Consider the following 14,269-nt stretch of genomic DNA (forward strand, 5'->3'; position numbering starts at 1 on the left):
CCTGTGTCGGGCATGTCGGTCTTGGACGACTAGTACGAACCACCGATCCCCAAGAGATACCGCCAACCGGCAGTTCACTGTCAATCACTGCTCCGTCCGCGTCACTCAGGAAATACGCAAGTTGGCCCGCGTCTTCATTGGCAGCCCTCCAAAGCTGCGCCCCGCAACTCGTTCATAAGAGGTAATATTCTCGACATACAGAATTCTGTGCTCTTGCACTTCATCGCGCAGAAAAGCCGCGACATCGTTCGCAACCAAAGTAAGATCACAGTCAAAGGCTTCCAGGACATCGTCAATGGTGTCAACAAATGCCGCAACAAATCTGTTGCCTACACTACCAAGTGCCTTGCTCGCACCGAAAGCGGAAAACGCCGGATTGAGGTGGCAGAACTCGTTGTCATCTGCCGCACCCTTGGCGCTGACATCTACGGTGTGCTTGACTTAGTCGCAGATGCCGTTCTGACGGATGAGGGCCTTTGATTTGCACGCCGCGGAGAAACCGGCGCTCTTTTGCTAGCACTAGCAAAAATTGGTCCGGTATTTGCTTGAGGCAACTACGTATGCGACCTACCCCCACTGGGACACCCCCCTTGGGTCCCCTGCGCCCTTTTGTGACGCATCGCACACTCCGACACATTTCCGAACGCGAACACTTACAGCGCGCTTCTCCGCCAGCCTGTGGGCGTCTGCCCCGATGGAGCACATTTCGTTAGAAGTCAGACAGAATTCTAAGTGCAGCAAGTAGAATAACGAAATGAACGGTCCCGAATGCTAATTGCATGTTTGATCCCCAATGCAGACCGCGTTAGCGGCCTTTACTCCGACAAGCGATCAAGTGTGTATTTCACCATGATGGACCCCAAGCGCCTCCGCGCGCCGTCGCCACTCTGGCGGAGTTCAAAGCGGCCGATCAGCACAGAACCGTTGGCCACAAGACGCCAGGTCGCCCGCTGTGTGCCTTGTTTCCGGTCCATTCCATGACCGCTTAAGGCACTTTCACGGGTAATTGACATGGGTCAGTTCACCAGCGAGAATTTGTTGGCACACTCCCGTCACATGTCTTCATCCAACGCCAGAGAATCGTGCTTTACGACGAAAACCACGCAGGCAGCGGATTATTGTACCGGTCGCAGTTCATAAGTTTGTGTCACCGCGCAAGACCCAGAACGGAGAAACCCGATGACTGAATTGCCTCCAGGCAAACCGATTGCCGAAGACAAGACGACCCGGGCGGAGCCTGATCCGGGCACCGGGGGCCACCCGTATGAGAAACTTGACCGCGCAATGCGTGCGGCAATGGCGCGTGCCACGGCAGGGGTTTCCCCGCATTCGATCATGGCCACTTGGATGGATTGGGCCCTTCATCTCAGCCGGTCGCCGGGACGTCAGTTCGAACTGGTGGAACATGCTGCAAAGAATACGGCCAAGCTCTCGGAATATGCCAGCAAATTGGCAGCAGGGTCAAAACCCACCCCGCCCTTTGAAACCCGAACACAAGACCACCGCTTCAGCGATCCGGGCTGGCAGAAAGCCCCTTTCTCGCTGTGGCAACAAGCTTTCCTGAGCACTCAGGATTGGTGGCAGGCTGCGACGGACAGCATGCCTGGTATCGCGCCCCGCGACGCAGAACGTGCGCAGTTTCAGGTTCGGCAAGCCCTTGATTTAGTGTCCCCGTCGAATTTCCCGTGGTCAAATCCTGAAATCATTAGGCGTACCATGCAAACGGGTGGTCGCAATCTGATCGAAGGCAGCGCGCATTTCCTAGAAGATTTTACGCACGCCGCGACGCAAAAGCATGACCTTCCGCCGAAAGGATACGAGCTTGGCACAGATCTGGCTGCAACCCCCGGCAAGGTCGTCTACCGCAATGCTCTGTTCGAGTTGATTCAATACGCACCAACCACCAACAGCGTACAGGTCGAGCCAATTCTGTTCGTACCCGCCTGGATCATGAAATATTACGTGCTTGATCTGTCGCCGAAAAACTCGATGGTTCGCTATCTTGTTGATCAGGGGTTCACGGTTTTTATGATTTCGTGGATAAACCCTACGGCAAAACAGGCCGATCTTAGCCTAGAGGATTACCGCCTGAACGGCGTCATGGCGGCGATTGATGCCATTTCGAAATTCGTTCCGGGTCAAAAGATTCACATCAATGGATACTGTCTTGGCGGCACCCTTTTGGCGATTGCCGCTGCCGTTATGCAACGCGACGGAGATGACAGGCTGGCCAGCATCACCCTTATGGCTGCGCAAGTCGATTTTGCCGAAGCAGGTGAGTTGTTGCTTTTCATCGACGACAGCCAAGTTGCGTTTGTCGAAGATCTTATGTGGCTGCAGGGCTGTCTGGATCGACCGCAAATGGCGCGTACGTTTACGACCATCCGTGCCGAAGACCTGATCTACGCCCGCGCCGTGCGGCGTTATTATCTGGGCGAGGCGGATTTACCGACGGATCTGACGGTTTGGAACAACGACACGACACGCATGCCTGCGCGAATGCATTCGGAATATTTGCGGGGTCTGTTTCTGGAAAACCGCCTGAGCGCCGGGCGATTTGCCGTTGAAGGCCGCGTTGTCGCACTGAAGGACATTCGCGTTCCCATGTTCGTGGTGGGTACAGAATCCGACCATATTGCGCCGTGGCGGTCGGTCTACAAAATCAGGCTGTTTACGGATGGGGATCTGACATTTGTGCTGACCAATGGCGGCCACAACGGCGGCATCCTGAGCGAGCCGGGGCACAAGAACCGCCACTATCGGCTGGATCACAGGGAAGCTGATGCGCTGTATATATCTCCTGATGAATGGTTTGAAACTGCAGAGGTGCGACAAGGATCCTGGTGGCCCGCTATGGCTGCTTGGCTAAAAGAGCACTCAACGGGCGAGGCCAAACCTCCGCCTATGGGTGGGGAACGGCGAAGCGCCAATAAGCTGCCAGATGCGCCCGGCAGCTACGTTCACCAAACCTGAAAGCGGCGCAAAAGCTGGACCAAAAGCTCAGGCCACTACGGAGCGCTCTCAGATCGTCGGATCATGTCAGCTCATACGGGCGATCGACCTACGAAACATGACCAGGCTTGTGATCAGCAAGGCCAGGCCCAATGCCGCCATCGACGCAAATTCCAGCCAGACGGTTTCTATCCCGGCACCCTTGAAAACGATTGCCTGGCTGGCCGACATATAGTGGCGCGACGGAAGGAACAGCGTCCCGGCCTGTAGCCAGGCCGGTTGACCTTCGACCGGCGTCTCGCCGCCTGATAACATCAGCATGGGTAGGACAATCAGCATAACCAAAAGCGCAAACTGCGCCATTGACCGTGCGATGGTGGCAAGGAAAACCCCCAATGCGGTAGCTGTAAACAGAAAGAGAGCAGTCCCTAACAGGAACAAGGGCTTCGATCCGGCAATGGTGATGTCCAACACACCCTGCATGACAAAGACAAGCGACACCCCTGCCGCGATCAGCACAACCGCCGCATTTGCCCAGATCTTGGCCATTGCAATATCGAACGGGGCCAAGGGCAGCGCCAGAAGATGTTCTATCGTCCCATGCTCTCGTTCCCGGATCATGGCAGCACCGGTCAGGATCGTCGTAAGCCACATGATCTGGCCGATCAGGGCCACGATACCCGCAAAACGCACTGTATCCCTGTTTGGGTTGAAGGCGCTTCGCAGGATAAGATCTACCGGAGGCGCGTCGACGAGATCGACGCCGGCTGCGAAACGATAAATCTCGGCGCTCAGTATGTTGGTTATGTAGCTTGCGCCAATACCCGCCTGCTCCATGGCTGTGGCGTCGATCAGTACCTGGATCTCTGGTTGGCGCCGCGCGCGCAGGTCCTTCTCAAACCCCGGCGGTATGGCAACAACAAAGATGAAGCGCCCCGCATCCATATGTTCAGGGCCGGTCCCGGGTTCGATCTGAACAACCTGCTGGAATTCGGGCGGGAAAAACGCAGTGGAAAGCGTGCGGGAGAGCGGCGAGTTGTCCTCGTCCGCAAACGCGATCGAGGCATTGTTCACGGAACTTGCAACACCCGTCGCCTCCATGATCGGCGCTAGTGTGAACGACCAAACCAGCAACGCCATCATGACCCAATCACGGCGCAGGCTCATCATCTCTTTCAGGCCCAGCCAGAATATGCAGGAAATGCGCTGCATTCACTTCTCCTGCGCACGCAGGCAGAGGACGGCAATCAGCGTCAGCACCGGCCCGAAACAGGCCAGCGCCAAAATGTCTGGGGCAAGCGCCTCCCAACCCAGCCCCTTGGTAAATGCACCGACATTCAGGTGCAAAAAATAGGACGACGGCCAGAATGAGCCGATCACCTGTGCGCCCCCTTCAAGGGTTGAAACAGGCTGCAATAGGCCCGAGAACTGAATGGTTGGCACAACCGAGGCAATGGCCGTCGCAAATGTAGCGGCCACTTGACTGGAGGTCATGGTCGCAATCACCAATCCGTAGGATGTCGTCGCCCAGACATACAGGAACGCACCAACAGCCAAGGGAAAGGGATCCCCCTTAAGTGGCACGCCAAAGATGAAAATCGTCATCCCGGCCAAAAGCAGGAAATTCGCGTAGCCAATCACAATATATGGGATTTGCTTGCCGACCAGGAATTCAAGCCGCGTCGTTGGTGTGACGTAGAAATTGACGACAGATCCCAGTTCCCGCTCTCGCGCGACACTGACCGCCATCAGGACGGCTGGCAGCATGATAAGCAGGATTGCAGGCATCGCCGGGGCCATTGCGGCAATGCTCTCAAAGCTCTGATTATATCGAAACCGGGGCTCGATTCTGGCAATCTCAACCGGGGCTTTGCCAGTGTTGCGTGCCTGGTCATCCAGAAATGTCTGGTGCAGCCCGGCAACGTAACCCTCAACCGTCTCACCTTTGAACGGAATGGCCCCATCGACTGTGGCCAGGACGTTGGTTGTTTCTCCCGCCCGCAACTTACGGCCAAAGTCAGGCGGCAATTCAATAACCAGCGAGGCGTCTCCGGCCTGCAACCGGCTACGTCCTTCCGCAGCACTGTCTAGGGGAGGTGTGGGTTTGAAATAAGATGATCCTGCGAACTCTGCCGCATAGGCCCGGCTTTCAGGACCTTGAGACAAATCGAGAAGTGCGAAATCAAGTTCATCAATATCGAGCGTGATGCCAAAGCAAAAGACCAACATCAAAATGGCAGACCCAAGAAAGGCAAAGGCAAGCCGAACCGGGTCACGGGCCACTTCGACGGCTTCGCGCCGTGTGTACGCGAAGGCGCAGCCAAAGCTTGCCCGCGCATCTTTGGTTTGAGCGCTCATATCCACTTTTGGCGCGACAACCGGTGGCGGTTCTTCCTCTGCTTCAAGAATTGAAATGAATGCTCCTTCAAGGTTGTCCGCGCCCTCATTGGCGATCAAGTCCGCTGGCGTGCCTTCTGCCAGAACCCGGCCTGCATGCATGAAGGAAACCCGGTCGCACCGTTCTGCTTCGGGCATGAAATGGGTGGACACAAATATCGTAACCGAATCTTCGCGCGCAAGTTGGACAAGCAAGGCCCAAAACGTATCTCGTGCCGCTGGGTCAACACCTGACGTTGGTTCATCCAGAATAAGAACACGCGGGCGATGGATGACGGCAACCGCCAGCGACAGGCGTTGTTTGATCCCAAGCGGCAACGTGGCCGCCAGCGTATCGCGATGGCCGGTTAGTCCAAAACGATCCGTCAATTCCACGATACGCTCCTCTCGGTCAGAAAGGTCGAACACGCGGGCATGCAGCCGAAGATTCTGAAGCACCGACAATTCACCGTAAAGAGAGAAGGCCTGGCTCATATATCCGATCTGCCGCCGCATTTCCCGATCGCGGGCGTCAACGGGCTTGCCGAAAAGCAAGGCCTCACCTGAACTGGCCGGCAGCAACCCTGTCAGCATCTTCATGGTTGTGGATTTGCCGCATCCATTCGATCCGAGGAACCCGAAAATCTCGCCCCGCTTTATCGAGAAATCCACGCTGTCAACAGCCGTGAAATCGCCAAAGCGCCGTGTCAGCCCGCGCGCGGTGATCACCGGGTCTGTTTCAATCTGGCGGGCTGGACTTTCATCCAACGTAATGGCAGGTGCGCCTTGCGCCTGCAAGCGTCGGTACGCGGTTTCCAGGTCCTTTTCGTCCCCCTTCAACCTGGTAGGTTGCCCCTGAAAGATGACCCGGCCAGCGTCCATCGCGACGATCCAGTCAAAACTCTCTGCTTCTTCCATGTAGGCTGTCGACACCAGAACCGAGAGCTTTGGGTTTTCGGACCGGATCGCATTGATCAAAGCCCAGAACTGTCGCCGCGACAGCGGATCAACCCCGGTTGTCGGCTCGTCCAGAACCAGAAGTTTCGGATCATGAATCAATGCGCAACACAAGCCCAGCTTCTGTTTCATCCCGCCAGAGAGTTTGCCCATCAGGCGATCCTCAAAAGGCGCAAGTCCGGTTGCTGATAGCAACGCCTCAATCCGGGCATCACGCTCATCCTGCCCTTGACTGAAAAGGCCCGAAAAGAACTCCAGATTCTCGCGTATCGATAGTTCAGAATAGAGGTTGCGCCCCAATCCTTGCGGCATGAATGCGATTGCCGGACAAATGCGGCGGCGATGTGCGGGTGCGTCTATCGATCCGCCCAGAACGTCGATTGACCCTGATTGCAACTTTTTTGCGCCGGTAATCAAGCTAAGCAAAGTGGATTTCCCGACCCCGTCCGGCCCGATGAATCCAACAAGCTTGCCGGTCGGAATGTTTAGGGAAATAGACTCCAGCGCAATTTGTTTTCGATATCTGTGCGTGACATCGGCAACGCGGATTTCCGGCGCAGAGACCTTGGCATTCATTCGAACAGCTCTTGTGGTATGCGCCGTTCAAGGGCTTCGGGCCAGGCGCTGCTCGGGTCGACCCGGATCACTGCAACGCCGCGAAGACCGGTTTTGACATGCTCAATCCGGCTTTCGACCAGATCCTCAGGTATGCGAACGCGGACGCGAAACACCAGTTGCTCGCGTTCATCCAGAGTTTCAACCTGTTTCGGTGTGAACTGCGCTTCGGGCGACACAAAGCTGACATATGCAGGTATCGCGTAGTCCGGCAACGCATCGAGCACGATCCGTGCCTCGGCCCCGATAGGCAAAAGTCCGGCTTCGCGAGCTGGAAGAAATACCTCCATGTACACCTTCTGGAGGCTGAGAAGGGTCAGGATCGGCTCACCCGCGCCGACAACTTCACCGGGCTCTGCAAGACGATAAAGCACGCGACCGGGCATCGGTGCCAGCAGGAGGCTATCTTCGATCTGCGCCTCAATCCGGCGCACTTCGGCCTCAGATGCGGCAATACGGCTTTCTGCGGTTGCCACACGGGCCTTGGCCGCTCCTAACACAGCCTCAGCAACCTGATGAATGGTCTCACGTTCTTCAAAAACGGTTTCAGAGATATTCTGCCCGGCCAGCAACGCCGTTGCGCGATCCAGCTCCTGCTCGGCCCGGCGCTGTTCACTCTGACGTTGCAGAACAAGCGCCTCGGCTTCCGCCTTGGTCTGACGCGCCAACGCCACCTCGGCCTTGGCCCTGTCCAATGCCGCCGACAATTCATCAACGTCCATCTCGGCCAGAATGTCCCCGGTGGCGACCATATCACCTTCGGCCGCCAATACATTCACGACACGCCCCGCGATCGTGGGGGCGATCTCAACCTGCTCGGCCTCAATCCGTCCGTTTCCCTGAACAAAACCATCCGGCAACTGGTCACCATTCGTGGACATGACGGCATACATTATGCCGCCCGTAATCACGAGCGCAGCCAGAGCAAAATAAATAAGCGAACTCTGCTTCATAGCTTTTCCAGGTGGTTGATTTTGACAAGACCCTAACGTGCGGCCAAATCGACGGCCTTGCGATGGATCAAGCTTGAATCCTGTGGCCTCGTGCTATGGTAAGTTGAGGTTGCGCTAAAGGAGTGCCTTAGCCAGCGTTGGCCCTGCCCCGAACTGTAGGAATGCGCCAATGAGGTTGAGCGGTCATTCACGGGGAGCACTAGGATGACATTTGCAATGGTCTTTACGGGGGATGGTAGCACGCTTCGTCAAGAAAACATCGAACTTCCGGTAACTGGCCCCCATGATGTACTCATCCGGATTGAGGCCTGCGGTGTCTGCCGCACTGACTTGCACATCCTTGATGGTGACCTGACAGACCCCGAGCTTCCGTTGGTTCCTGGGCATGAAATTGTCGGGCGTATCCTGCGCAAAGGCGAAGCGGTCACGGATTTGAAAATCGGCCAGCGTGTCGGCGTACCTTGGCTTGGCTCAACGTGTGGGCAGTGCCGTTATTGCCGGGACGCGCAGGAAAACCTGTGTGATGCGCCGCTCTTTACCGGATACACGCGAAACGGCGGTTTTGCCGAAGCTTGCATGGCCGATGCGCGATATGTTTTTGCGTTGCCCGAGTCCGCTGATCCGGTTGCGCTGGCACCGCTGCTGTGTGCAGGGCTGATTGGGTTTCGCAGTCTGCGCATGGCAGGAGATGCACAGGAAATCGGCTTCTACGGCTTCGGGGCCGCTGCGCATATCCTGGCACAACTGGCAATCTGGCAAGGCCGTAATGTCTATGCGTTGACCCGGCCCGGCGATGTTGAAGCACAAAGCTTTGCGAGAAACCTGGGGGCGGTATGGGCAGGCGATTCCGACCAACTGCCTCCAAAAGAACTGGATGCCGCGATAATTTTCGCACCCGTCGGCGCGCTTGTTCCAATGGCTCTCAGAGCCGTCCGAAAAGGAGGTCGGGTCGTTTGCGGAGGCATCCACATGAGCGATATCCCTGCCTTTCCATACCGCGATTTGTGGGGTGAACGACATGTCCTGTCGGTCGCGAACCTGACCCGACAAGATGGGGAAGAGTTTTTTTCCCTGGTCGAAGCGGCGGGCATTCGAACGCAGACCCAACAATATCCGTTGATCGACGCCAACATAGCAATCGATGACCTGCGTGCGGGGCGTTTGCAGGGGGCAGCGGTCTTGGTGCCCTGACCTTACTTGCAATAAATTTCGCGAGTGTTGAAGCCGCGGATATAAAAGACCTACAGGTATTGCTTCTTGCTGACTTTTCGTTTGTGTCCCTTTAAACCGGTTTACCATTTTTCTCCGAAAGGCCGCAGTTCCACATCGAATGACCAAGTGGATCGGTATTAATGCGCGGTACGAAAGACCTCTTCCGCAGTAGCGTTCGACTTGGGGACCTTTCCCGATACAGGACACTGCTGCCCGGAAAATGCGCCGCAATGTCCGGTATCGAGTCCGACTTCATCACAAGTACTTGAACGGTGGGTGCTTAGCATGAGTTTGCTTCTGGGCTTTTCCCGACGCAGAAACAAAAGTGGAAAACAAAATTCGCGCAACTCAGCCGAAACACGGTAAGCAATACCCGCCATCGTCTGATCTGCTATCAACACCGTAGCGTTTTCAGAAAGGAAGTGCACAATGCAAGGGCCTAAATTGGAAGAACAGCAGCTACTCAGCGATGCAGAGGCCAGAGCCGCGCGCTACATTTCCAAAGTGGAAGACATGCCTGTTTTTCCCGACAGCGCTTCCTTGCAGCAACTTGCGCGGTTTGACGAACCTTTGCCCGACGGCGCTGGATCCGCGAAAGACACACTGGCCCTACTGGACGAAGCTGGCTCGGCAGCGACTACGGTATCAAACGGTCCCCGGTATTTCGGATTTGTGATCGGCGCAACGCTACCAGTCGCCGCCGCCGCACAGCGTCTTGCTTTGGCTTGGGATCAATGCGCGTCCTCTCAGGTAAATTCGCCGGTTGCCGACAAGATTGAGAAGGTGGCCGCGCAGTGGTTGCTCGAAATTCTGGACCTGCCGCGCGAAAGCGGTGTGGCGTTTGGAACATCGGCAACCGCCAGTACGCTTGTCTGCCTCAGCGTCGCACGTCGCGAGTTGTTGAAGAAATGCGGGTGGGATTTTGATGCCATGGGGTTGCAGGGCGCGCCAGAAATCAAGGTTGTCGTATCTGAATTGGCACATATTACCGTTCTCAAGGCCTTGAGAATTCTTGGTTTCGGCCAAGCCCGTCTGATCAAGGCACCAGTTGACAACGCTGGTCGCATCGATCCGGCAAGGCTCCCTGCATTGGATGCACAGACCATTTTGTGCCTACAGGCGGGCGAGGTTAATACAGGCAGCTTTGATCCCTTTGCTCCACTGATTGAAAAAGCGAAACAAGCCGGCGCATGGGTGCATGTTGATGGTGCCTTTGGGTTGTGGGCGCGCGCGGCCCCGGCAAAGCGTGAACTTACCACTGGTGTCGACGGTGCGGATAGTTGGACGACTGACGGCCACAAATGGCTCAATACCCCGTATGACGGTGCTGCTGGCATCTGTCGCGACCGTGACGCAATGGCGGCTGCCATGAACAGTGACGCAGTGTATTCCACCGCATCCACCGAGAGTCAGAAGAACCTTGGCATCGAGTTTTCCCGCAGCGCCCGCGGCATACCGATCTGGGCGGTTTTGCGCACGCTTGGCCGCGCCGGCGTTGCCGATCTCATCGAAGAACACTGCGCCATGGCTGACTGGATCGCAAGGACTCTGCCCTCTCTTGGGTTTGAACTGCTATGCGAACCTGCGTTGAATCAGGTCCTGTTCAGATGTGCCACTGCGGCACAGACAAAAGAGCTTCAGCAACTGGTGGAACGCTCTGGGAAGGCGTGGTTCGGCACCACAGTCTGGGACGGAAAGCTGGCCCTGCGGATAAGCGTCTCATCCTGGCGTACCAGCGATCAGGATATCGATATTCTGTTGAACACGCTGCAGGCGGCGCGTGAGGGCTTGGCCACTGCCAATCCATAGTGCCGAGGCGGCGCGCCAGATGGGCAGAAGTTTTCCTGTCGGCAATCTTGTGGTCGGCTACCCTTTTGCGTTGGATGTACATTAGCTCATCCACTGTCAAAGTGTTCTCCCCCAGAATTCGGGCCAAACTTTACGACCACGACATTGGCATCGCGTTACGGGTGCAAAGATTTACGCGAGACGTGCAGCCAGTCGATACAAAGCGACGGTGTTTGGCTGTCCTGCAAAAAGCGCCGCACATTCCATTTGCCGTAGTGGCCCCCGCAGAAGCTTGCTGAACTGGTCGGGATCGACCGTGCTGGTCACCTATGGTTCAAATCGATTTGATTCAGATCAGTTCGTTGCATATGCAACGAGCTATAATATCAGCAAAAGAGGCGTTCCAATGAAGCTTGAAACATATTTCCCTTATCAGCTTGCATCGACAGCCGAAGCGTTTTCGCGCCAGCTTATTCAGGTCTATGGCCGCACATTTGGCTTATCGAGAGAGGAATGGCGCCTGCTGTTTTTATTGGCCAGCGCCGGTCAGTTGAGCTCACTGCAACTGGCGCAGCGCACCACGCTGGACAAGGTTCAGGTAAGCCGCGCTGCGACCCGACTTGAGAACAAAGGCCTGATTGCCCGTGCCGTGGCGGATAATGACCGGCGGTTGCGCCAGTACACCTGTACAAAGGCGGGAAGATCTCTTTTCAACCAAGTTTTTCCGGCCGTTCAGAGCTGTGCTGACGCGATATTGGAGCACATGAGCGAGGAAGACATAAGCAAGCTAAAGGAAGGGCTTCGCGCGCTTCAACGGGCTGTTGCTGAATATGGGCAGGATCAGGTAAAAATGGACGGTTAGTGCGGGCTGTTATCGGGATGAGCATCCTGAAAGGCCGGAATCTGATCCAATCTTTCCTTGATCCGCGCAATCTTGGGAAGACCAGCCAGATCAACACCCCACCGTTGCGCATTGTAAAGCTGAGGCATCAGGCAAACATCGGCCAGCGTTACACGGTCACCGTAAGAACACCTACCGCCCTGAAGCATGGCTTCGTATGCCATCAACCCTTCACCGATAAAATGCTGCATCCAACCTTCCATCGTGATCTGTTTTTCTGATTGTTCGACGGCCCATTTCGCAACCCGTAGATTACAAACCGGATGGATTTCCATCGCCACCGCATAAGCCAAAGCGCGCACTTCAGCCCGGTTCGCGGGGCCCGACGGCAAAAGGCCAAGGCCTCTGGTTTCGTCAATGTATTCGATCTGCGCCAGAGATTGGGTAAAGCTGTGTCCATCTATTTCCAGCACTGGCACAAGGCCCTGAGGATTTCTGGCCAGATGTGCCTCGGAACGCTGCTCGGCATTCAGCAGATCTACGATGACGGCTTCCCAATTCTCGCCGGCAAGGCCAAGGGCGATCCGAACGCGATAGCTGGCTGACGAGCGCCAATAGTCATAAAGTTTGATCATTCAATCTTCCAACAGCAGATCGAGCGCCTCATGCAGGGTGGCCTCAGATGCACCAAGTTTGTTTTCGAGGCTGGATTGAAACGACAGCGCGATTGGGACCAGCCGGCTAAGAAGGTCAGCGCCTTTTTCTGTCAGATCGAGCTTGACCAGCCGCCGGTCATTGGGGTCTTCAACCTTGGTGATCAGGCCGCGGGCTTCAAGGCGTGCCGCTGCCCGACTGACCTTGGACTTTTCCAGACTGACCCTTTTCTCGATGTCCCTAACAGATGGATTTTCCGCATATCCAACATTCACAAGAACGCGCCATTCGGGGTTCGAAATGCCAAACTCATGCTTATAGTGCTGCGCCATTTCCGCGCTTAAACGCGCGGCCAAAACAGTAAACCGGTACGGCAAAAACCGTTCCAAATCGAATTCTGGCAAGTCTGTGGAGCTCATGCATCGAAGTCCTTTCGACGCTATTGAAGTCAGATTTTCGTTGCATCTGCAACAAAAATATTGACAACGTTGCAAATGCAACAAATATTTACTGCAAGCTCAAAATCTACCGAATCGAGTGAGTGGGAGATCCAGATGAATGAACTCGTGAAACACAGCGGATTGACTGTCGCCGATGATGGAAACGCTATTTCCAAGGGCTACATGCCCGGATGGGCCAATGATTTTGAGACCGAGGCCCTGCCCGGCGCATTACCGCAGGGAATGAACAGCCCGCAAAGATGCAACTATGGCCTGTATGGCGAACAGCTAAGCGGTACGGCTTTTACCGCCAATCCGCCCGAGCGCACCTGGTGCTATCGCATTCGCCCATCGGTCAAGCACTCGCATCGATACGAAAAGATCGACCTGCCCTATTGGAAATCGGCCCCCTGTATTGACCCGGATGTCATTTCTTTGGGTCAGTACCGGTGGGACCCAGTAGAACACACGGATCAGCCGCTGACCTGGGTGACAGGCATGCACACAATGACCACAGCAGGCGATGTGAACACGCAGGTGGGCATGGCCAGCCATGTCTATCTGGTCAACACGTCTATGGTGGACGACTATTTCTTCTCGGCCGATTCCGAGCTGCTGGTTGTTCCGCAGGAAGGCCGCCTGCGCTTTGCGACCGAGCTGGGGATCATTGATGTAGAACCGAAAGAGATAGCGATCATCCCGCGCGGCCTTGTTTACCGGGTCGAAGTGCTGGAAGGTCCCTGCCGGGGTTTTGTCTGCGAGAACTACGGCCAGAAATTCGAACTTCCCGGTCGCGGCCCGATCGGAGCCAACTGCATGGCCAACCCGCGCGATTTCAAGGCCCCGGTGGCCGCGTACGAGGACCGCGAAGTCCCCTCGACCGTGACGATGAAATGGTGCGGCCAGTTCCACGTCACCAAGATCAATCAAAGCCCGCTGGACGTTGTGGCCTGGCACGGCAACTACGCGCCGTACAAATACGATCTACGCGCCTATTGCCCGGTCGGAGCGATCCTTTTTGACCACCCTGATCCGTCGATCTTTACCGTCCTTACCGCGCCTTCGGGACATCCCGGAACAGCCAATATTGACTTTGTTCTGTTTCGTGAGCGCTGGATGGTGATGGAAGACACTTTCCGCCCGCCCTGGTACCACAAGAACATTATGTCCGAGTTGATGGGCAATATATACGGCCAGTATGACGCGAAACCTCAGGGCTTCGTTCCGGGCGGTATGAGCCTTCACAACATGATGCTTCCACATGGGCCAGACAAAGAAGCCTTTGAAAAGGCGTCAAATGCCAACCTTGGGCCGGACAAGCTCGACAACACCATGTCGTTCATGTTCGAAACCCGCTTCCCGCAGCACCTCACCGGGTTTGCTGCGAAGGAGGCGCCGCTTCAGGACGATTACATCGACTGCTGGACGGATATTGAAAAGAAATTCGACGGCACGCCCGGAAAAAAGTGATGCAACACGAC

General features: G+C 55.9%; 11 protein-coding genes. 6 read left to right on the top strand and 5 right to left on the bottom strand.

What is annotated here, in order from left to right:
* Window positions 1-207: 207 nt before the first annotated feature.
* Together AC2FIT_RS05930 and AC2FIT_RS05935 are read left to right on the top strand one after the other, a co-directional pair.
* A complete protein-coding gene (locus AC2FIT_RS05930; protein WP_496827567.1) occupies window positions 208-480 on the top strand; it encodes a hypothetical protein in 273 nt (90 codons plus the stop codon).
* A gap of 699 nt (window positions 481-1,179) precedes the next feature.
* The gene (locus AC2FIT_RS05935; protein ID WP_496827569.1) at window positions 1,180-2,973 is read left to right on the top strand and encodes a PHA/PHB synthase family protein; all 1,794 of its coding nucleotides are present in this window, start codon (window positions 1,180-1,182) and stop codon (window positions 2,971-2,973) included.
* A gap of 66 nt (window positions 2,974-3,039) precedes the next feature.
* Here the strand turns inward: AC2FIT_RS05935 and AC2FIT_RS05940 are convergent, their stop codons facing one another.
* From AC2FIT_RS05940 to AC2FIT_RS05950, 3 genes are read right to left on the bottom strand one after another with little or no spacing between them, the layout of a single operon-like run.
* Window positions 3,040-4,164 (bottom strand): ABC transporter permease, encoded by a 1,125-nt coding sequence (locus AC2FIT_RS05940; protein WP_496827571.1) that lies wholly within the window; start codon window positions 4,162-4,164, stop codon window positions 3,040-3,042.
* Entirely contained in the window at window positions 4,165-6,861 is a 2,697-nt protein-coding gene (gene rbbA / locus AC2FIT_RS05945) for a ribosome-associated ATPase/putative transporter RbbA (RefSeq protein WP_496827573.1), read from the bottom strand.
* Window positions 6,858-7,853, bottom strand: coding sequence for an HlyD family secretion protein (locus AC2FIT_RS05950; RefSeq protein ID WP_496827575.1), 996 nt, complete (start codon window positions 7,851-7,853; stop codon window positions 6,858-6,860). Before AC2FIT_RS05950 ends, rbbA begins: the two co-directional genes overlap by 4 nt.
* A 204-nt stretch (window positions 7,854-8,057) precedes the next feature.
* Between AC2FIT_RS05950 and AC2FIT_RS05955 the strand changes: the two genes are divergently transcribed.
* The 3 genes from AC2FIT_RS05955 (at window position 8,058) to AC2FIT_RS05965 (ending at window position 11,715) form a co-directional block, all read left to right on the top strand.
* On the top strand, window positions 8,058-9,044 hold the full coding sequence (locus AC2FIT_RS05955) for a zinc-dependent alcohol dehydrogenase family protein (RefSeq protein ID WP_496827577.1): 987 nt from the start codon (window positions 8,058-8,060) through the stop codon (window positions 9,042-9,044).
* 450 nt (window positions 9,045-9,494) lie between these two features.
* Window positions 9,495-10,874, top strand: a complete 1,380-nt coding sequence (locus AC2FIT_RS05960; protein WP_496827579.1) for a pyridoxal phosphate-dependent decarboxylase family protein — start codon at window positions 9,495-9,497, stop codon at window positions 10,872-10,874.
* 295 nt (window positions 10,875-11,169) lie between these two features.
* Complete coding sequence (locus tag AC2FIT_RS05965; protein WP_496827581.1) at window positions 11,170-11,715, top strand: MarR family winged helix-turn-helix transcriptional regulator; 546 nt, start codon at window positions 11,170-11,172, stop codon at window positions 11,713-11,715.
* Here AC2FIT_RS05965 and maiA read toward each other — a convergent pair.
* Entirely contained in the window at window positions 11,712-12,329 is a 618-nt protein-coding gene (maiA, locus tag AC2FIT_RS05970; protein WP_496827583.1) for a maleylacetoacetate isomerase, read from the bottom strand. The genes AC2FIT_RS05965 and maiA overlap by 4 nt on opposite strands.
* Entirely contained in the window at window positions 12,330-12,767 is a 438-nt protein-coding gene (locus tag AC2FIT_RS05975; RefSeq protein ID WP_496827585.1) for a MarR family winged helix-turn-helix transcriptional regulator, read from the bottom strand. It lies immediately after the preceding gene.
* Window positions 12,768-12,902: 135 nt separating this feature from the next.
* Here AC2FIT_RS05975 and hmgA point away from each other — a divergent pair, with 135 nt between their 5' ends.
* Window positions 12,903-14,258 (top strand): homogentisate 1,2-dioxygenase, encoded by a 1,356-nt coding sequence (gene hmgA / locus AC2FIT_RS05980; RefSeq protein WP_496827587.1) that lies wholly within the window; start codon window positions 12,903-12,905, stop codon window positions 14,256-14,258.
* The last annotated feature ends 11 nt before the right edge of the window (window positions 14,259-14,269 follow it).

This window comes from Ruegeria sp. YTSA135, assembly GCF_059610165.1.